We start from the raw sequence: 20493 nt of genomic DNA, 5'->3' as shown, positions 1-20493 counted from the left end.
TATCTCACATCACTACTTATATTATGATGACATACAATTTAAAGGTGAGGACCATTTTATGCTGTTAAAGATTACCATCGTTTTTATTTTAATTGCCCTAATAACAATCCTCGCCTATATCATTTTGCGTCATAATGATGGCGACGCCATGCCAAGTAAACAAGGCAAGCATAAGCTGCCGCCTGAGCCTGCTAAAATAAGAGAGAATAACTACTTACATAATCCAGAAGCAAACGAACCTATTGCCAAAGCTACAGCAGACAGCTTACCTGAGAATCTAAAAAATCAGGCGCCATTAGCAGAAAAACCAACAGACCAAAACCTAGAGCAATCGGCTGCAAAGGCAGTAGATAAGAAGGATGTCTTAGCCTCTTCTACTGCGCCTGTAACTACACTAGAGAACACACCTAAAGATTTACAGCCAGAAAAACCTGCGACTAAAGCTATTGACGAGCCTAAAGTAGATAAGCCCAAGACGGCTGAGGTTAAACAAACAGATACCGCTCATAAAGCAATCGTTTCAGATGACGATACTGCTAAAACAGATACGAGTAATCAACCTTCTTTGTCTAAAGCAACCTTTAAGCCAATCAAAACCAACACAGCTGCTAAACCAGAAGCACCGATTACTATTGATAATTCGGCCAATACCTTAGCCGAAACCAAGGCTAAACCTGTCACTGAAGCTGAAACCAACACTGACGTTGAACAACCGAAAACTGATGCTGAGCAACCTATCGTAGTTGCTGCCAAGCGAGTTGAAAAGACAGAAGCGACATTAGCTGATATAGAGGCAAAACCAGAGCCAACATCGAAATCGGATGTGAAAACGGAATCTAAAGTTGATGACTTATCACGCTCAGAGTCAAAAACACATACCATTACTATTAAGCCTGCAGCAGCGCCAGAGATTAGTGAAGACACACAGGTCACTAGCAATCGTTACATCGTAGATAATGAAGAGAGTCAGAAGTCACCATTAAAAACTGATAGCTCTTTAACAAATACCGCTTCAACTGAAAGCTGCGTATCTGATAACGCAGCAGCTAACGACTTAGTTTCTAGCCTGCCAGCTGACATAGACTCACAGGTTAATGAGACAGCGGGTCAAAGTAATTCTCAAGACGCAAAACAGGTAAACGACGATACGACAAGCGAAAGCGAGTCAATGCCTGCCTTTGACTTTGTTAAGCAGATTGATAACGCACAGCTTACGTTAGATCTAGCTCATCAATACTTAGAAGTCGGTGAGTATGACAGCGCTAAACGTTTGGTAAGAGAAGTTATTTTGTCTGATGATGCTACAGCAGCGCAGAAGCAGAATGCACAAGATGTACTCGACCGCTTATATTAAAAATCACTAAATAGGCAAACCTCATAGGCAAACTTCTTTTGAAAAGGCATCAGATACTCACTTGGTGCCTTTTGTATTTTAGTCTCGGCTTAGAAGCGGTATACTGTTAGGCTAGCCTGCACGCTGCAAACACAAATACGATTTAGCCTTAAATAATAAGAGCCAGATATCTAATATGACCTCAACACATCGCTCAGATTCGACAGCCAATCTCCACGATCAAGCCAATCCTAATAAGATACAGCTGATTTATGCCGGTGGTACTTTTGGTAGCTATGGCAAACCTTTGGCTGCTCTACCCGCAACAACTTTCTTACCGCTGTTGATGGATAAAGTTCATCAAAATATCAATCCGAATATTGAGGTGTTGCAGAATAGTTGTGTGAAGGATAGTAGCCAGCTATCACCGCAAGATTTGGCGCATTTTTATCAGCTTATTCTGAACCGTTATGCCAAAGGTCACAGGCAATTTGTATTAATCACCGGAACCGACACCTTAAGCTATCTCGGGTCATTTCTGGCAGAGGCCTTCGCCGGCTCTGACATTTGTGTGATTCTAACGGCTAGTATGCGCCCGTTATTCGATGCCAATGACATTCATAACTACAGCATCGATCCCAATAGCGATGCTTGGGGCAATTTATCTGAGGCCATTGGTTTATCTGCGTATGGTGAATCTGGTGTCTACATCACCTTTGCCGGAGAATCTTGGCCGGCTCAAACCGTGCAAAAAATACACAGCCATGACTTAATGGCCTTTACCGGACACAGCCGTGCTGGATATCCAGCGACTAGTTATGTCAAATCCTTGCCTACCGCTAGGCGCAATAACTGGATTTCAGATGCTCAAGATAATTTAGCTCCCCTATTAAATAACGCGCGCGAAGCAGTCGTTGCTACCCTTTACTGCGTACCTAATAACGTTGATTGGATGGTAACCCAGCTAAAGAACTTACTGAACTTGCCACCTTGTGGCGTGATTTTAATTGGCTTTGGTGCCGGCAATATTCCCTTTAGCAAAGTCATTGCCAGTACTATGGACGACCTCTATCGACATGGGCATATATTGGTTTGTACTACCCAGTGCCCTTACGGCGGGGTTAGCGAAGCGTATGCAGCAGGCAGTTGGCAATATGAACATCATGTTCTCTCTGCCGGCAGACTCACTATTCCAGCGGTATATGCGCGCTTAATGTGGCTGCACCTTGCCTATAACACACCTACCCGCCGCAGACAACGTTGGCGTTATAGCGTGACCCAGCAATAGTTCAATAAACGCTCGCATTGATATTAATCTGCACGCCTTTATTCAAATTAAACCTTCCATCATTCAATCAATAGCATTTGGCAATACACATGACATTTGAGACCCAAGCAGCAGCACAAACTTCTATGGATGCACCTTCTGAGAAGCCCACTCAAACCTACGCCCTAGGTATTGAGTTTAATGGCTCAAGCTATCATGGCTGGCAACGACAACAAGAAGTGTTGTGTGTGCAGCAAGTGATTGAAGAGGCGCTTAGTAAAATTGCCAATGAGTCTGTCGAAGTCGTTGCGGCAGGACGCACCGATGCGGGTGTACATGGCGGCAATATGATGGCGCACTTTACTACCAGTGCCAAGCGCGGTATCTATAACTGGCTACGCGGTGCTAATAGTCTATTGCCTGATGATGTGGCGATCCGCTGGATACAGCCCATGCCGGATGAGTTCCATGCCCGCTTTGGTGCCATTGCTCGCCGTTATCGTTATATTACCCTCAATCAGCCGCAGCGCCCTGCCATGCTCAATCACTTAGTAACACACATTCATGAGCCACTCGATTTAGCATTGATGCAGCAAGCGGCAGCTTATATTGTTGGTAAGCATGACTTTAGTAGCTTTAGAGCTGCTGCCTGTCAGTCTAATCAGCCGGTGCGCAATATTCACCATGCCAAACTGTTTGAGCATGGGCAGTTTATTGTCTTTGATATTCAAGCCGATGGGTTTTTGCATCACATGGTTCGCAATTTGATGGGTACGTTATTTGCCATTGGCAAAGGTGAGCTACAACCAGAAGATTACCTACGCATCCTCGAAGCCAAGGACCGTACTATCGCACCGCCGACTGCTTCTCCTGATGGTCTGTACTTTATTAATGCCTACTATCCTGAGCATTTGCAAAAGCTATTACCTGAGCTGCCGCTGACACCGCAGTGGTTAAACTTGGCAGAGTCGCCTTAATGGTTAGCAGGTTGTATGTAAAACATCTCTACTTGCCCTATGCTTACAGGGCATAACAGGAAGCATACACAGTGCTAGTTTGCTAAATTGGCGCTATTTGCGTATAATAATGACCTACAATTCTATTAAACGGGTTAACCCAAATAATTATGGCAAAAAAAGACGACATTATTGAATTTGAAGGCGAAGTCATCGACACCCTTCCAAACACGCTTTTTAAAGTGCGCCTAGAGAATGGTCATGAAATCATTGCCCATATCTCAGGTAAGATGCGCAAACACTATATTCGTATCTTAACAGGCGATAAAGTTAAAGTTGAAATGACGCCTTATGACCTAACTAAAGGTCGTATCACTTACCGTGGCAAGACTTAATCGTCTGCTCTACGTTGAGTTGATAAGATAACAGGTGTCAAACAGCTGATTATCTTATCACTATAGAAAAAGCCGCTAAGTAAGCGGCTTTTTTGCGTGTATAATTTTTAACGGCTCTCTTAATCGGTCAGGCTTAAGCTTAATTATTAAAACTTGATTATTAAAACTTGCTTATTAAAAAAAGTACCCAAATAAAACGGCCCTACTTTTAAAGTAGGACCATTTTATTGTATAGCGGATAATTAAGGATATAGTCTGACAATAGCAATCAAATTTGCTTATTCAAATTCTACTGTCGCATCATCGTCAATTGTACCAAATAAGGCTAGCGCATCCCAGTTAGTAAGACGGACACAGCCTGCAGAGGCTTGACGGCTGATACGCTCAGGATCTGGTGAACCATGAATACCATATGACGGTTTGGTTAAACCAATCCACACCACACCAACTGGATTGTTCGGACCTGGAGGAATAATAGTTTTGCTGCCATCATTCCCAGTATAGGTATAGTTTGGCTCATGGACCTTTACTTTTACCTTATGTGTACCTGAAGGCGATGGTGTCGCGGTGCTGCCCACAGTAGTGGGGTAAGTCGCGACTAAATTGCCGTCCTTATCATAGGCATATAGAGTTTGATTGCTCTTTTTAGCAACCACTCGGCTGACTGCAGCGGTATTTGGATTGCCTGGGTTATATACCGTGATAGTCTCGCCTGCTTTAAAGCTTTTACCTGGATTTAGCTGTTTAAGATACTGCATATCCATATGGAATTTCTCAGCTAGACCCTCTGGAATGCTTTCATAATACATGCCTTCAAGCTCACCTTTGGCTTCTGCACCTGCCGGAATCTTAGTAGTCTTAAAATTCACATCATCATCAGTCAACGTGTAATTAACCAACACAGGTTGATTGGCCAATTCACTGTTATTAGTCAATGCATTCCATGTCTCTTGGTTTAAGTTATTAGTCACTGACAACCCATTGGCTTGTTGGAATGCCTGCATCGCTTTGCGTGTGTTCTTGCCCCACTTACCATCAATAGCACCCACACCATGATGATTCCAGTTAAGCATGGCTTGTACTTTGGTGCCGATGGTTTGATTTAACTTAGTACCTGACTTCCAGTTACTGCTATTTACTTTTTTAGCGGTGCTAGATAAATTGTCGGTAGAGTATTTAAGCGTAGGTAATACCTTATTCAAGGTGCTTTTTACCTCACCGCTGCCCTCTAACTTTTGGCTTACACCAGTTTCAGCGATTGCGCCAGTAGATAATAAGATCGCACAAGCCAGTACAGTCATTTTTTTGGTTAGCCCGAAGGGAGTATGCGTTTGCAAAGTCATTATTAGATATCCTCAAATTAATGCAATATAAATGGTTAAATCAGGCGCTTGGTTCTAGTTGGCTTATCGTTATTTAATTGGCAGTATTGGCCTATAGCTAATAGATAAAAATTAAAAATTAAAACCGTTTGCCCTGCTAGATGTTCTTCTTATTGTGTGATGTCTATATTACCTATTAAGTAAGATGCTTTGAACGGCATAAAAGTTAAGATATGCTAACTTATGTATATCTGAACGTAAAAAAACGCATCAGACTCTTAAAGAGTGTAATGCGTTTTGAATTTTAATGGCCTTGTGCTTTGAGCCTTAACGATGTATCGCTTGGCTTATTGCAGTTTGGCAAGTACCGCTTGACCCATCTCTTTACAGCCAACCACTTTGAGGCCTGCCTCAGAGCTGTCCATGATATCGCCTGTACGTAGGCCATCGTCTAATACATCGCTAACCGCTTGTTCAATCGCAGCGGCTGACGCTTCATGCTTAAAGGTATAACGCAGCATCATCGCAACGGATAAGATAGTCGCCAATGGGTTAGCCTTATCCTGACCAGCGATATCTGGCGCACTGCCGTGACACGGCTCGTACATACCTTTACCTTGCGCATCCAAGCTTGCTGAAGGCAGCATGCCGATTGAGCCGGTCAACATCGCAGCTTCATCAGACAAGATATCCCCGAACATATTACCTGTAACCATCACATCGAACTGCTTAGGGTTTTTAATCAGCTGCATACACGCATTATCAGCGTACATATGGCTTAAGGCCACATCTGGATACTCAGACTCTTGCAACTTAATCATGGTCTGCTTCCAAAGCTCCGTCACTTCAAGCACATTGGCTTTGTCCACGGAGCAAATCTTTGCCGGTGTGCCATTGGCTTTGGCACGCACTTGCGCCAAATCAAACGCCACTTTACCAATACGCTCAATCTCTGAGGTCTTATAAACCATGGTGTTATAGCCTTGCTGCTCACCATTATCTAATGTACGGATGCCGCGCGGCTCACCGAAATAAATACCACCTGTCAATTCACGTACAATCAGCAAATCTAAACCAGAGATAATCTCAGACTTAATACTTGATGCATTTGCTAATTGCGGATACAGCTTAGCGACACGTAGATTAGCGAACAAACCCAGTTCACTACGAATCTTAAGCAGACCGCGCTCTGGACGAATACTGCGCTCAATACCATCCCACTTAGGGCCACCAACAGCGCCTAACAACACTGCATCCGCTTTACGCGCTTTATCTAACGTCTCATCAGGCAGAGGCACGCCATAATTATCAATAGCAACGCCGCCAATATCAGCCGCTTCTAAGGTAATACCTAAGTCAAACTTACCATTGACTGCTTTTAAAACATCCACGGCCTGAGTCATAATCTCAGGACCAATACCATCACCTGCTAACGTTAATACGGTTGCCATGTTTTTATTCCTAAATAATATTCTTTTAAATGGGGAAATTATCGAGCAATTTGCGATTTATATCGTTTTGCTTAGTCATTTTAATTTTGCTTAGTTATTTTAATATAAATAACCTTTACGCTTTAACGTCTTTAAATATCCATGGGGTCTTTTGTAGCATCTTGGTTTCATACTCTTTAATCGCATCGCTTTGCTGCAAGGTCAAACCAATGTCGTCAAGACCGTTTAACAAGCAGTGCTTACGAAACTCGTCAACTTCAAACGGATACTCAGTACCATCTGGTGCAATGACCACTTGACGCTCAAGATCTGCTGTTAGCTCATAGCCCTCATTAGCAAAGCATTTCTCGAACAACTCATCTACTTGTTCTTCGGTCAGTACGATTGGCAACATGCCATTTTTAAAGCAGTTGTTATAGAAGATATCAGCAAAGCTTGGTGCAATAATCGTACGAAAGCCATATTCTGATAATGCCCAAGGCGCATGCTCACGGCTTGAACCACAGCCAAAGTTTTTACGGGCAAGTAAAATATTAGCACCTTGATAACGTGGTTTATTTAATACAAAGTCTGGATTAATCACACGTGTTGACGGGTCTTGACCCGGGTACCCTTCATCTAAATAGCGCCAATCATCAAACAAGTTCACACCGAAGCCGGTGCGCTTGATTGACTTCAAAAACTGCTTGGCAATAATTTGGTCAGTATCTACGTTTGAGCGGTCAAGCGGACAAACAATACCAGTTTGAATATTATAAGCTTGCATAATAAATATATTCCTTAAAAATGGTCGAGAAGAGAGCGTCTATATTGGGTCAATTGGTGCAAATATGCCTAGCGACTAATGAGGACTCTTTGCAAACCGCTAAGTGTCTGCAAATCACTAGACGTATTATTAAAAGTGACGCACATCCACAAAGTGACCAGCCAATGCTGCCGCTGTTGCCATTGCTGGGCTTACCAAATGGGTGCGACCGCCATTACCTTGGCGACCCTCAAAGTTACGGTTTGAGGTTGATGCACACTGCTCACCTGGCTCTAATTTATCGGCATTCATTGCCAAGCACATTGAACAACCTGGCTCACGCCACTCAAAACCCGCTTCGATAAAGACCTTATCAAGGCCTTCTTCTTCTGCTTGCTGCTTCACTTGTCCAGAGCCGGCAACCACAATCGCCTCTTTGATGTTATCAGCGACTTTACGGCCTTTAATCACTGATGCCGCTGAACGCAAATCTTCAATACGCGAGTTGGTGCATGAACCGATAAAGATACGGTCTAATTTAATATCAGTAATCGGCTGACCAGCAGTTAAGCCCATATACTGATACGCACGCTCCCAGGCTTCGGCTTGAATATCGTCTTGAGCTTGATCAAGTGTTGGTACATTATCAGTCACATCCACGACCATCTCAGGAGAGGTACCCCAAGAAACCTGTGGTGCAATCTCGCTACCATCAATTTCAATAATCGCATCAAAATGAGCGTCTGCATCTGAGTGTAGCGTATTCCAGTATTCAACTGCTTGATCCCACTCTGCACCCGTTGGCGCAAATGGACGGCCTTTAACATAATCGATGGTAGTCTGATCGACAGCAACCATACCCACGCGAGCACCCGCTTCAATCGCCATATTACATACAGTCATACGGCCTTCCATGCTCATATTTTCGAATACATCACCAGCGAACTCAATTGCGTAACCCGTACCGCCTGCTGTGCCAATCTTAGCAATAATCGCTAATACCACATCTTTAGCTGTAACGCCCTCGCCAAGCTCACCATTAACGCGAATGAGCATATTTTTAGACTTTTTCTGTACCAAACACTGAGTCGCCAATACATGCTCAACCTCAGAAGTACCAATACCATGAGCCAAGCAGCCCAATGCACCATGAGTTGCCGTGTGTGAATCACCACAAACAACCGTCATACCTGGTAACACTAAGCCTTGCTCTGGTCCCACAACGTGCACAATACCTTGACGCACATCATTGATGGTGAATTCAGCGATATTAAATTTGACACAGTTGTCATCAAGCGTTTTTACTTGTAAACGAGAAATCTCGTCCTTAATGCCTTTAACACCTTCTAAACGCTCTTTACGCACAGTCGGTACGTTATGGTCTGGAGTTGCGATATTAGCAGACAAGCGCCAAGGTTCACGATTAGCCAGTGCTAGACCTTCAAAAGCCTGAGGACTGGTTACTTCGTGTAATAAATGACGATCGATATAAATAAGACTTGAACCGTCATCGCGTTTGCTCACCAAGTGGGCATCCCAAAGCTTGTCATAAAGCGTTTTTGCAGTATTTGAATTTGTTGCTGACATGGAAGGTATCCTTGCTGGCTTATAAAATTAAATTAACTAAATATTGTGTTCTAAAAGCAGGTTAAAAAATTGAATAATAAAGAATAATAAGGGTTTTATTAAAGATAATGATAAAAATCAATTAAAACTAATCGCTTGATGCAAACATATAAATAATAATCAGATGTCTCATAACAATATTATATATAATAATAGGAATATGACTAATGGCATCTGTTGCTATAAGCTTAGCAGCTTTCTTAATTCACCCTCTCTTATGGGTTGACATTAGATTTAATGTTAGGGCGGTAGATTGAAACTTCAATCAACGTGTCTCTTATCTATTGAGATTATAACAGCTAAGTTATATAATAATAATTGATGATTTTTATCATAAAGCAAACTTTATCTTATATGTAATTCATACATACACTTTTTTTGTTTTAGGCTGACCATGAATACCACAAATTTGACAACCTTTATTACCGTAATGCAAACGGGCAGTATATCAGGGGCGGCTGAAAAGCTTTTTATCACTCAGCCTGCTGTCAGTAAGCGCATCAAGAATTTAGAAGATGAGTTTAAGGTCACCTTATTTGATACCTTAGGCCGCGGTATCGTGCCGACTGCGGCTGCAAATGAGCTGCTACCACATGCCAAGCGTTGGCTAGATGATTATGATAATTTTAAGATAAATATTCAAAATTCACAGCAAACAATCTCTGGTAAGTTGGTCATTGGTACCAGTCACCACATTGGTCTACATCATTTGCCGCCAGTTCTAAAGCAGTTTATTCAAGCTTATCCATCGGTACAGCTTGAGGTGCATTTTGTTGACTCAGAAGCGGCTCACAAAGCAGTATTAGATGGCGAGTTGTCTTTGGCCTTTTTGACCCTACCACCTGTCTATGACAAGCGCTTAACCTATCATACGTTATGGTCAGATCCGCTGTTTTTTGTGACTGGCACCTTATCACCTCTTGCTCATAAAAACGCCGTAACTTTAGAGCAACTGGCACATTACTCTGCTATCTTGCCTGCCGCCAATACCTTTACGAGCCAGATTACCCTAGCGGAATTCGCTAAGCAGAACCTTAAGCCTTACGCGACCATGACCACCAACCCTCTAGAATCGATTCGTATGCTGGTATCGGTCGGACTCGGCTGGTCAGTATTACCGCAGACCCTAATTAACCAAGAGCTTGCCTGTATTGATATGGCAGATGACCTTGAGCTGCAGCGTTATTTGGGCGTGGTGATTAACCCAAGTCTAACCCGTTCAGCCAGCGTTGATGCCCTAATGCAGATGCTCGCCCCTATCGATTAATCATAAAAGTCTTTAAAGCATGGCTAATATCTGGGCAAAAACTGGTTGAATAGCAAATTTATCATCTATAACCATTAATGCTATTCGTAATAACCTTTATTTTGCTTTATAATACTCCTATATTGCCAAAAGTTAATAGGATGTAACCCAATGGTGAGAGCGCTGATACTAGGGCTTTTAAATTGATAGTGGATGATTGCTATGCAGGTAAACTATGTGAGAAAATCCATCAAATTATTCTATTAATTTTTGTTGATACATTTTTAGTTCACATAACAAAACCATTATGATACTAGCTGCATAATGGTTTTTTTGTGCTTAAAAAAATAAATCATATAAGGATTTTATTATGAATGGAGTATCAACAGGCGTGCTGATATCGCTCGCCTTATATTTTCTACTGATGATTGGCATCGGTATCTGGGCCTACTTCAAGGCTGAGAATGATTCTTCAGGCTATATGCTTGGCGGTCGTAACCTTAGCCCAGGCGTTGCAGCTCTTTCTGCTGGCGCATCTGATATGTCAGGTTGGTTGTTACTTGGTCTACCTGGTTATATGTACAGTTCAGGCGTGGTGAGTATTTGGATTGCGTTAGGCCTGACCATGGGCGCTTTTGCAAACTATATCTTAGTCGCACCAAGACTGCGCGTCTATACTGAGATTGCAGATAATGCCATCACCCTTCCCGACTACTTTGCTAACCGTTTTGAAGACAAGTCTCATCTGCTTAGAGTTATTTCAGCCATTGTTATTATCTTATTCTTTACCGTTTACACCGCAGCAAGCTTAGCTGGTGGTGGTAAATTATTCGACAGCGCTTTAGGCATGTCTTATAGCACTGGCCTTTGGGTAACTGCAGGCGTTGTTGTGGCTTACACCTTATTTGGCGGCTTCTTAGCGGTATCGACCACTGACTTCGTGCAGGGCGTTATCATGTTATTTGCCATGATTATCGTACCAGTTGTTGCCTTCACGGACCTTGGCGGTATTAGTGCAACGACCACAGCCATCCGCAATATCGACTCTGAGATGCTAAACATCTTTAGTGGCATGACCTTCTTTGGCATCATTTCATTGATGGCATGGGGTTTAGGTTACTTTGGACAACCACACATCATTGTACGCTTTATGGCCATCCGCTCTGTCAAAGATGTGCCAACTGCACGTAACATTGGTATGAGTTGGATGATTGTCAGCTTAATCGGTGCATTAATGACAGGTTTTGCTGGTCGCGCTTATGTACAAAAAACAGCGATGACCTTAGATGATCCAGAGACCATCTTCTTAGTATTTACTAACTTCTTATTCCATCCGCTGGTATCTGGTTTCTTATTGGCCGCTATTTTAGCAGCTATTATGAGTACCATTTCATCTCAGCTGTTGGTGGTATCAAGTTCATTAACGCGTGATGTTTATAAGCTTTTCTTTGATAGAGACGCGCCAGAGGCACGTCAAGTGTTAGTCGGTCGTATCTCTGTTGTACTTGTCGCTATCGTATCTATCTTCTTAGCATCAGATCCAGATAGCTCTGTTCTATCATTGGTTTCTAACGCTTGGGCAGGCTTTGGTGCTGCCTTTGGTCCATTGGTTGTGATCAGCTTAATGTGGAAACGTATGAACCGTAATGGGGCTCTAGCCGGTATGATTGTTGGTGCTGTAACTGTCATTCTATGGGTTTACGGCGGCTTTGAAACAGCAGACGGTACTGCGTTAAATGACTGGTTATATGCCATCATTCCAGGCTTTATCTTAAGCTCAATCGCTATCGTTGTTGGTAGTTTAGCAACTGCCGAGCCAAGCGATCACATTAAAGCGAAATATGAAGAGATGGAACTAAACCTAAAGTAAATCTTTTCTTACAAAAATCTTATTCTTAAATCAAAAAAACCTCGTCATTGAATGACGAGGTTTTTTTGTAGGTTTTTTATGGACAATTATTAGAATAACTCTTAGAAGGTTTTGGTTAACAATACCGTTGCCGTTTTATCATCACGATCATCATAGTACTTGAAGTTACTCTTTGTTTTGTCATAATCAAACACCAAACGCGGTGTCAAGCCAAGCAGCGTGAAATCACGTTTCCAAACTTGCAAACCTAATGATGCTGTCTTATCTTCGCGTCTGTCTCCAAAATCACCACCAAAGGTTCTGTAGTAACCAGCTAACCCGCCACCTGATAAATCATCACCTGGATTGTCATATTTCTTTTTAGCGTAGCCGACAGTAGCCAAGGTTGAAATACCTTTATTCCATTCACGGCCCCAACCTAGGTTAATAGAGTTACGGTCATAACTAATGATACTTGAGTCAGGCACGTCATTGCGATAATGACCCACACCACCATAGAAGTATTGACCCGCGCTTTGTAGATATAATCCATTTAGACCCACAAATCGGCCGTCTGTCTCACGATTTTTATCTTCGTCTTTATCAAATGTTTCGTTAGAGATTATACCCGTTGCGGTAAGCTTGAAACGAGGCTTTATCCAACGTGAGCCTTTTACGGTCAGCCCTTTACGCCAGCTATAAGGGTCTTTGCTATAAAATCGTCTGGTTACAAACGGCGTAACAGATACGTCATTTTTAGCATCATCATAACCCACACCTGCTGACGCAGTCAGTAAATAGTCATTGTACTCACTGGCATTCCAATAGCCTTTAACAAAGGCATTACCGCCTACTTCTGCATAGTAGTTTTTGGACAGGTTAATACGTTTATTGGCACTGGCTGATACTTGCACCCCGTTACCAGACTCTTTTTTGACGGCATTATAGCCATTGGGTTTAAAGTCGTCTGGAACATCGTTTAAGTTATCATCTTCGATGTAGCTAATAGAGGCGTTAAACTTCCATTCTTCTTGCTTCTTGATACGATCTATCAACCCCTCTACTGTTGCCATCACTGGCTCGGGAATGTCCACCCCTCTGAGCTTCGATAACTGATCTTGAGCTGCTGCGTATTGTTTATCTGCATATAAAGTCTGAGCCAAGTTTAAACGTACTGGATGAAAGTCAGAGTTGTTTGCTAACATCCCTTTATAAATTTCAATGGCCTTTTTATTCTGACCTTCACTACGATAAACGAGTGCATCCGCAAACTTAATCAGCATCGGATCATTCAGTTGTAGTGATTTATAGTGAGGTAATAGTGCTTTCACTGTTTCCATATCTTGAGCAGCGATTGCCGCATTCAGATATTTAGTGAAGGTCAAAGGATCAGCTTTTAATGCTTCGATATCTACATTTTGTGCAGTCCGTAACGGTTGACGCTGTGCAAGCGCACTTTTTAACTCTGATGTGGTGACCTTGGCAGTAGGTACCGTTTTATCAAGTACAGCATTACGCTTCTCTAGACGTACTAGCTCTGAAGCTAAATCATTTGAATCATCAACGACGCCATCATAATTCGCTCCTTCTGGAATATCGTCGGCAGCATAAGCGAATGGAGTGTAAATGGCAGCAGCCATTAATACGGAGGTACTGAGAGTTCTTAACAAAAATGGGTGCTTCATGGTTATCCTTACCAATGTTACTTGAATCCAACGTTCAATTTATATCCTATAATTAAAGCACTTAACCTAGTTTGACTAGGGTACTAACACGAATACTGATCGTAAATTTAGTAGTATTTCGCAAAAGTAATATAAGCTACCTTAACTATAAGATATTTATAGTAATTTTGCGAGTAAAAAATATCTTTAAGCTGTTATTTTTTCTAACAACAGTCTATCTAATAATTTATGCTATCTAATTCAAATCGTTAACATCACCTCTCAACTAAAAAAGCGCCCCCATTTGGGACGCTTTTCTACTATAGTTCAAATAATCGTTAGGCTTTTGAATTACTGCTTTTCAGCACCGAACGTACCTTGGAACCTAGTACCTGTACCAGCAACTGTACCTTTGCCACCTTCCACAGAAGCATCTTGATATATACCTCCTAAGAACTTAGCGTCTGCACCATAGAAACCACCTGCAGTATCGATGCCATTGACATTACCAGCAAATGTATTACCATCAATGGTCGCTTCAATACCAATCTTATTACCTTCAGGCATATACTTAAAGTTACCATCAAACGCAAGCTCACCAGCTACTGAGTTATTCACGAAGTCAACGTCAAAGCTAGATGTCCCGTTGACTGGCGCTGTACTAGTATTGTCATCTAAATGAATATTCTCAATATAAGTTGCTATACCAGTGTACTGTGCCTTACCATCATTAACTTGTTTTAAGTAGTCAATATCAGCTTGATTGGTTAAATACCCTTCAACATAAACATTAGTAGCTCTAGAAACATCTCCTACAAGTGAGTTAAAGTTTCCATACACGTGTCCAACCTGCATCTGCTGGTCAAAGTTTTCATATACTGAAGTATACTCATATGTTGGATTTGAACCCCCTTTACCAGCATCTACTTTAATTTCTCCAGAGCTTTGTAAGGACACTTGGATGGGTTCAAGCACACTTGAAGGTTGAACCATATCTCCTCGAACAACGCCTTCACTGAAGCTCTTGAAGTTATCGCCTTGACGATTATCTACTGGAACTTCAGCGCCATTTTCTACGGTAGTTGTCGTAAATTCAGACTTATCATCACGTATAGCAACATAGCCTATAGCATTATCGAGCTGACCAAGACCAAATGGAAGGGTCTTCTCCTTACTACTCAACGCAGTTGATTGGAAGCCTGTCATTTTAGGATCAGGAGCTACTTCTGGATTAGTTGGCTCGCTTGGGTTTGTAGGTTCACCTGGCTCTACAATAACTGGTTTAACTCTTTCTGCACCATAAGTACCTTGAACGCCATTGCCGGCATAAACACCGCCTAATAAATCAGCACCTTTACCATAGAAACCGCCAGATGTTTTAATACCGTTCACATTTCCTGTGAATTTATTGCCGGAGATATCAGCACCAACTGTTATCGTATTGTTATCGTTAAATGATAGTTCACCATCAACTGACTTTGCAACAAAATCAACATCAAACTTAGAGCTACCGTTAACATCAACAATAAGGTCCTTATCATCCATCAACGTTGCGACACCAGTATATTGAGCTTTACCCTCTTCTGTTTCTTTACCTGCAGCTAACTTATCAATATCACTAACGCTCGTTGAATTACCTTGAACATACGTAGTAGAGGTGAAGTCTTTACTGACGCCACGTTGCAATTCACCATATACATGACCAATTTGCATTTGATCATCAAAATTATTATAAACTGACGTGTAGTTAAGTTTACTATTAACAGGTGAGTTTGCCCAGTTTTTAGCTAATACATTGACAGAACCTTTACTTTCACTAAATCCATTTTCTAAGTTAGTATCGTTATCACCCTTCAAATTAACTTCGATCGGATTTAGAACTCTATCACTTAACTCATTTGTGCGAAGTAATAGTTTGTCATACCCAGCCGAATAATTGTCTAGTATTTCAGACTTACCTTCGATTACTGAATTTTGAACGCCCGAAATTGCAGAATCAGACTCATCAAACTGATTGGCTAAGATTTCAGCCTCCTCAGCTCGTTTCTGAGCTTCTGCAACTGCTAATTCCGCTTCTTGTTTGGCTACCTCAGCCAAAGCTTTCGCTTCTAAAGCAGCTTGCTTAGCCGACTCAGCTTCTGCTGCTTCGGCTTTGGCTTCTTCTGCTTGTGCTTTTGCAGTATCCGCTTCTGCTTGGGCGGCGTCTACTGCAGCCTCTGCTTCGGCTTTAGCCTCGCCAATCGCTTGCTCTGCTGCTACTTGTGCCGCAACTAAGGCTTCTTCTGCGGCGGCTTGTGCAGTTTGGGCTGCCGCTTCCGCTTGAGCAGCCTTAGTTGCCGCCTCTATTGCTGCCGCCTCTGCAGCTTCTGCTGCTTCTGCACGATCTATTGCAGCCGCCTCAGCAGCTTCCGCCGCTTCTGCACGCTCTATGGCTGCGGCAAGTCCACCATCTCCTCCTTCACCTGCATTAGCTAGGGCTTCTTGGGCTTTCTCTAACGCTTCTTGTGCCTTAGCTGCATCTTCTTGTGCTTTAGTCGCCGCCGCTTGGGCTGCTTCGGCTTTCGCTTGTTCCGCTGCTAACGCTGCTTGGCTAGCGTCTGCTGCGACTTGAGCTTCTGCTGCGGCCTGTTCTGCCGCTGTTTGTGCATCTGATTTAGCACCATAAGTACCTTGTGCGCCATTGCCTTCATATATGCCGCCTATATATTGGGCATCGCCACCGTAGAATCCGCCTTCGGTTGCATACCCTGCGTTGTCATCAGCACTACCTGAGAACTTATTGCCTTCAATACCTGCAGTTAAACCAATGTTACCTGCTTGGTTAAAGCTTAAGGTGCCATCTAGTTTCTTAGCCACAAAGTCTGCAGTAAATACTGAAGTTCCAAATTCAATGTCATTACCAATGCCAATTTCACGATACGTCGCATCACCTGTATAACCTGCTGTACCATCTGTTGGTACGTTCTCAGCTAATGTGGCATTACCGATAACGGCTGCTCCGTTCACAGGAATCTTTGTATCGCTTAGACTAGCAGTACCGTCAATATGACCAACAAGCAAGTCATCACTATAGTTTTTATAAACTGAGGTATAAACCAGTGGTAACACACCTAAGTCTGTAGCGATTTCAGTATTATCTTCATGACTCATAAAGCCATTAGCCAGTTCTGTATCACCCTCTCCAGATATAACCACGTCAACGATAGGTAATAAATTATCAGAAGCTATATCAGCTCGAGCTTGAAGGCTATCACCTGCTACCTCGAAATCACGTGTAGTTGCAATAAAGTCACCTAAGAGACCGGTTACTGATGCGCCTACATTGATAGTTTGCACGCCAGATTTGTCAGCTTCAGGATCATTCTTGATAGCAGCAGCTTCTGCTTTATCTGCGGCAGCTTGTAATGCAGCTTGGGCCGCATCTGCCTCAGCTTGGGCTGCTGCAATAGCCGCTTCTGCTGCTTGTTGGGCTGCGGTGGCTTCAGCAAGGGCTTCTTGTAATGCTTCTTCTTTACGGGCTACTGCCGCTTCTAAGGCGTCTGTGTTACCACCGCCTGCAGCTAGTGCATCGGCTAGGTCTTGCTCAGCTTCGGCTAGGGCAGCTTGTGCTTCTGCTAAATCAGCTTTGGCTTGATCCGCTTCTGCTTGTGCTGTTTCCGCTTTGAGCTTTTCAGTAGCGGCTTGTGCTTGGGCTTCTTGAGCTGCTTGCTGGGCGGCGGCAGCTTGGGCTTCGGCTTGTTCCGCTTTGGTGTTCGCTTGCGCTATGGCTATCTCAGCGTCTTCTTTAGCTTTTTTAACTTCTGCTTTGGCAGCGCTCACTTGCGCTTTGGCTTCTTCTGCCTCTGCTTTTGCAGTATCCGCTTCTGCTTGTGCGGCATCTACAGCGGCATCCGCTTCGGCTTTGGCTTCACCAATGGCTTTGTCTGCTGCTTCTTGTGCCGCCACTAAGGCTTCTTCAGCTGATTGTTGGGCGGACTTCGCTGCAGCTTCTGCTTCTTGCGCTTTAGTTGCTGCTTCTTCAGCTGCTGCTTGTGCGGCTTCTGCGGCTGCGGCTTTCGCTAGTGCGGCTGCTAATCCACCGTCTCCACCTTCACCTGCATTGGCTAAGTTCTCTTGCGCTTTAACTAATGCCTCTTGTGCTTTCTCAGCATTGGCTTGAGCTTTGTCTGCTGCTGCTTTAGCAGCGTCTGCTGCTGCTTGCTGCTCTGCAATGGCCGCTTGCGCTGCATCTGCTGCAGCTTGTGCATCTACTGCTGCTTGCTCTGCTGCTGTTTGTGCATCAGATTTAGCACCATAAGTACCTTGGGCGCCGTTACCTTCGTAGACACCACCTAGATATTGTGCGTCACCACCGTAGAATCCGCCTTCGGTTGCATAGCCCGCGTTATCATCGGCACTGCCTGAAAATTGATTACCATCAATACCTGCGGTTAAACCAATGTTACCTGCTTGGTTAAAGCTTAAGGTGCCGTCTAGTTTCTTAGCCACAAAGTCTGCGGTAAATACTGATGATCCAAATTCAATGTCATTACCAATTCCCATCTTGCGATACGTCGCATCACCTGTATATCCAGCTGTACCTTCTGTTGGTACGTTCTCAGCGACTGTGGCGTTACCTATTACGGCTGCTCCGTTTACGGGTAGTGCACTGTCTCCTAGTGCTGCTGAACCATCAATATGACCAATACGCATGTCATCTTGATAGTCTTTGTAGATTGAACTATAGGTTAATGGTAAGTCTGCTTTGATTGGACTGGTTATCGATATCAGAGCTTCACCATCATACTGCTTAAAGCCATTACTCATCTCAGCGTCATTGTCTGATGAGGTGGTAATCTCTACTGCGGGTAGTAGGTTGTCTGATGCCACATCTGATCTTGCTTGAACACTGGTGTCATCCGCTGCAAAGTCACGTGTTGTCGTGTTGAAGGCCCCAAGTGGCCCAGCGTTAACGTTTAAGGTCTGTACGCCAGATTTATCAGCTTCAGGTGCATTCTTAATTTCAGCAGCTGCAGCTGCATCAGTAGCCGCTTGTAATGCGGCTTGTGCGGCATCTACTTGAGCCTCAGCTGCTGCAATTGCTTCTGCTGCTGCTTGTTGGGCTGCGGTTGCTGAGTTCTGGGCTGCTTCAAGTGCTGCTGCTCGGCGATCTACTTCTGCTTGTAATGCCTCTGTATTACCACCACCTGCTAATGCATCTTGTAAGGCAGCTTCTGCTTCTTCAAGCGCCTTTTGAGCGTCCGCTAATTCTGATTTAGCGGTTTCTGCTTCTTTCTGAGCCGCTGCCGCTTTGGCTTTCTCTTCAGCAGCTACTTGATTAGCCGCTTCTGCTGCTTGCTGCGCTTGTAGCGCTTCTTGCTGTGCTTGGTCTGCTTTAGCGTTGGCTTCAGCTACCAAGCGGTCTTTTTCTATCTTCGCTGTAGCAGCGGTATCTTTGGCTGCATCAGCTTCTGCTTTCGCTGTCTCGGCTGCTGTGTTGGCAGCTTCGGCTTCGGCTTTGGCTTCAGCAACTAATTTCTCAGCTTCCGCTTTGGCCTCACCCACTGCTTTGTCTGCGGCTGCTTGAGCAGCTGCTAGGGCATTTTCTGCGGCAACTTTCGCTGATTCAGCGGCTTGTTGCGCAGCTTGTGCTGTTGCAGCAGCATTTTCTGCAGCTTCTGCACGCGCTAGAGCGTCATTTAACGCCTCTTCATTGCCCACGTTATTATCTGCGTTTTCAGCTCTTTCTTTTGCTTTTTCTGCGTCTAGTTGCGCTTTTTCTGCATCGGCTTTCGCTTGTTCAGCAGCTGCTTTCGCTTGTTCAGCCTCTGCGTTCAACGCATCAATCTGTGACTGTACCGCATCTGCTGCAGCTTGTGCATCTACTGCTGCTTGCTCTGCTGCTGTTTGTGCATCAGATTTAGCACCATAAGTACCTTGGGCGCCGTTACCTTCGTAGACACCACCTAGATATTGTGCGTCACCACCGTAGAATCCGCCTTCGGTTGCATAGCCCGCGTTATCATCGGCACTGCCTGAAAATTGATTACCATCAATACCTGCGGTTAAACCAATGTTACCTGCTTGGTTAAAGCTTAAGGTGCCGTCTAGTTTCTTAGCCACAAAGTCTGCGGTAAATACTGATGATCCAAATTCAATGTCATTACCAATTCCCATCTTGCGATACGTCGCATCACCTGTATATCCAGCTGTACCTTCTGTTGGTACGTTCTCAGCGACTGTGGCGTTACCTATTACGGCTGCTCCGTTTACGGGTAGTGCACTGTCTCCTAGTGCTGCTGAACCATCAATATGACCAATACGCATGTCATCTTGATAGTCTTTGTAGATTGAACTATAGGTTAATGGTAAGTCTGCTTTGATTGGACTGGTTATCGATATCAGAGCTTCACCATCATACTGCTTAAAGCCATTACTCATCTCAGCGTCATTGTCTGATGAGGTGGTAATCTCTACTGCGGGTAGTAGGTTGTCTGATGCCACATCTGATCTTGCTTGAACACTGGTGTCATCCGCTGCAAAGTCACGTGTTGTCGTGTTGAAGGCCCCAAGTGGCCCAGCGTTAACGTTTAAGGTCTGTACGCCAGATTTATCAGCTTCAGGTGCATTCTTAATTTCAGCAGCTGCAGCTGCATCAGT

At 43.7% G+C, this 20493-nt stretch carries 12 protein-coding genes; 6 read left to right on the top strand and 6 right to left on the bottom strand.

The window, feature by feature from the left end; genetic code table 11:
• The first annotated feature begins 58 nt into the window (after positions 1-58).
• The 4 genes from AC2SLM_RS03980 to infA all read left to right on the top strand — a co-directional run bounded on the left by AC2SLM_RS03980 (position 59) and on the right by infA (position 3951).
• Positions 59-1354: a FimV/HubP family polar landmark protein gene (locus AC2SLM_RS03980; RefSeq protein WP_486552162.1), complete on the top strand. Its 1296-nt coding sequence runs from the start codon at positions 59-61 to the stop codon at positions 1352-1354.
• A gap of 175 nt (positions 1355-1529) precedes the next feature.
• Positions 1530-2621: an asparaginase gene (locus AC2SLM_RS03975; RefSeq protein ID WP_486552160.1), complete on the top strand. Its 1092-nt coding sequence runs from the start codon at positions 1530-1532 to the stop codon at positions 2619-2621.
• A 125-nt stretch (positions 2622-2746) separates the two neighbouring features.
• A complete protein-coding gene (gene truA / locus AC2SLM_RS03970; RefSeq protein WP_486552260.1) occupies positions 2747-3577 on the top strand; it encodes a tRNA pseudouridine(38-40) synthase TruA in 831 nt (276 codons plus the stop codon).
• 149 nt (positions 3578-3726) lie between these two features.
• A complete protein-coding gene (infA, locus tag AC2SLM_RS03965; RefSeq protein ID WP_011961149.1) occupies positions 3727-3951 on the top strand; it encodes a translation initiation factor IF-1 in 225 nt (74 codons plus the stop codon).
• Positions 3952-4229: 278 nt separating this feature from the next.
• Here the strand turns inward: infA and AC2SLM_RS03960 are convergent, their stop codons facing one another.
• The 4 genes from AC2SLM_RS03960 to leuC all read right to left on the bottom strand — a co-directional run bounded on the left by AC2SLM_RS03960 (position 4230) and on the right by leuC (position 9056).
• Positions 4230-5294 (bottom strand): L,D-transpeptidase family protein, encoded by a 1065-nt coding sequence (locus AC2SLM_RS03960; protein ID WP_486552158.1) that lies wholly within the window; start codon positions 5292-5294, stop codon positions 4230-4232.
• A gap of 326 nt (positions 5295-5620) precedes the next feature.
• The gene (gene leuB / locus AC2SLM_RS03955; RefSeq protein ID WP_486552156.1) at positions 5621-6724 is read right to left on the bottom strand and encodes a 3-isopropylmalate dehydrogenase; all 1104 of its coding nucleotides are present in this window, start codon (positions 6722-6724) and stop codon (positions 5621-5623) included.
• 115 nt (positions 6725-6839) lie between these two features.
• On the bottom strand, positions 6840-7490 hold the full coding sequence (leuD, locus tag AC2SLM_RS03950; RefSeq protein WP_486552155.1) for a 3-isopropylmalate dehydratase small subunit: 651 nt from the start codon (positions 7488-7490) through the stop codon (positions 6840-6842).
• A gap of 129 nt (positions 7491-7619) precedes the next feature.
• On the bottom strand, positions 7620-9056 hold the full coding sequence (gene leuC / locus AC2SLM_RS03945) for a 3-isopropylmalate dehydratase large subunit (RefSeq protein ID WP_486552153.1): 1437 nt from the start codon (positions 9054-9056) through the stop codon (positions 7620-7622).
• A 433-nt stretch (positions 9057-9489) separates the two neighbouring features.
• Here leuC and AC2SLM_RS03940 point away from each other — a divergent pair, with 433 nt between their 5' ends.
• Both AC2SLM_RS03940 and putP read left to right on the top strand, forming a co-directional pair.
• The gene (locus tag AC2SLM_RS03940) at positions 9490-10362 is read left to right on the top strand and encodes a LysR family transcriptional regulator (protein ID WP_486542265.1); all 873 of its coding nucleotides are present in this window, start codon (positions 9490-9492) and stop codon (positions 10360-10362) included.
• A gap of 349 nt (positions 10363-10711) precedes the next feature.
• Complete coding sequence (gene putP / locus AC2SLM_RS03935) at positions 10712-12211, top strand: sodium/proline symporter PutP (RefSeq protein WP_486542267.1); 1500 nt, start codon at positions 10712-10714, stop codon at positions 12209-12211.
• A gap of 101 nt (positions 12212-12312) precedes the next feature.
• Here putP and AC2SLM_RS03930 read toward each other — a convergent pair whose 3' ends face one another.
• Both AC2SLM_RS03930 and AC2SLM_RS03925 read right to left on the bottom strand, forming a co-directional pair.
• Positions 12313-13875, bottom strand: coding sequence for a surface lipoprotein assembly modifier (locus AC2SLM_RS03930; RefSeq protein WP_486552152.1), 1563 nt, complete (start codon positions 13873-13875; stop codon positions 12313-12315).
• A 330-nt stretch (positions 13876-14205) separates the two neighbouring features.
• Positions 14206-20493, bottom strand: a 6288-nt coding sequence (locus AC2SLM_RS03925; protein WP_486552150.1) for a transferrin-binding protein-like solute binding protein, incomplete at its 5' end; no start/stop codon positions are given.

Source organism: Psychrobacter sp. CX16, assembly GCF_057396245.1.
The sequence above is the reverse complement of the archived record's forward strand: the minus strand, read 5'-3'. Positions and strand labels throughout refer to the sequence as shown.

Excerpts from the sequence above, each read along its gene's own strand:
- AC2SLM_RS03980 (WP_486552162.1), top strand. The coding sequence starts at position 59 with ATGCTGTTAAAGATTACCATCGTTTTTATTTTAATTGCCCTAATAACA.
- AC2SLM_RS03975 (WP_486552160.1), top strand. The coding sequence starts at position 1,530 with ATGACCTCAACACATCGCTCAGATTCGACAGCCAATCTCCACGATCAA.
- truA (WP_486552260.1), top strand. The coding sequence starts at position 2,747 with ATGGATGCACCTTCTGAGAAGCCCACTCAAACCTACGCCCTAGGTATT.
- infA (WP_011961149.1), top strand. The coding sequence starts at position 3,727 with ATGGCAAAAAAAGACGACATTATTGAATTTGAAGGCGAAGTCATCGAC.
- AC2SLM_RS03960 (WP_486552158.1), bottom strand. The coding sequence starts at position 5,294 with ATGACTTTGCAAACGCATACTCCCTTCGGGCTAACCAAAAAAATGACT.
- leuB (WP_486552156.1), bottom strand. The coding sequence starts at position 6,724 with ATGGCAACCGTATTAACGTTAGCAGGTGATGGTATTGGTCCTGAGATT.
- leuD (WP_486552155.1), bottom strand. The coding sequence starts at position 7,490 with ATGCAAGCTTATAATATTCAAACTGGTATTGTTTGTCCGCTTGACCGC.
- leuC (WP_486552153.1), bottom strand. The coding sequence starts at position 9,056 with ATGTCAGCAACAAATTCAAATACTGCAAAAACGCTTTATGACAAGCTT.
- AC2SLM_RS03940 (WP_486542265.1), top strand. The coding sequence starts at position 9,490 with ATGAATACCACAAATTTGACAACCTTTATTACCGTAATGCAAACGGGC.
- putP (WP_486542267.1), top strand. The coding sequence starts at position 10,712 with ATGAATGGAGTATCAACAGGCGTGCTGATATCGCTCGCCTTATATTTT.
- AC2SLM_RS03930 (WP_486552152.1), bottom strand. The coding sequence starts at position 13,875 with ATGAAGCACCCATTTTTGTTAAGAACTCTCAGTACCTCCGTATTAATG.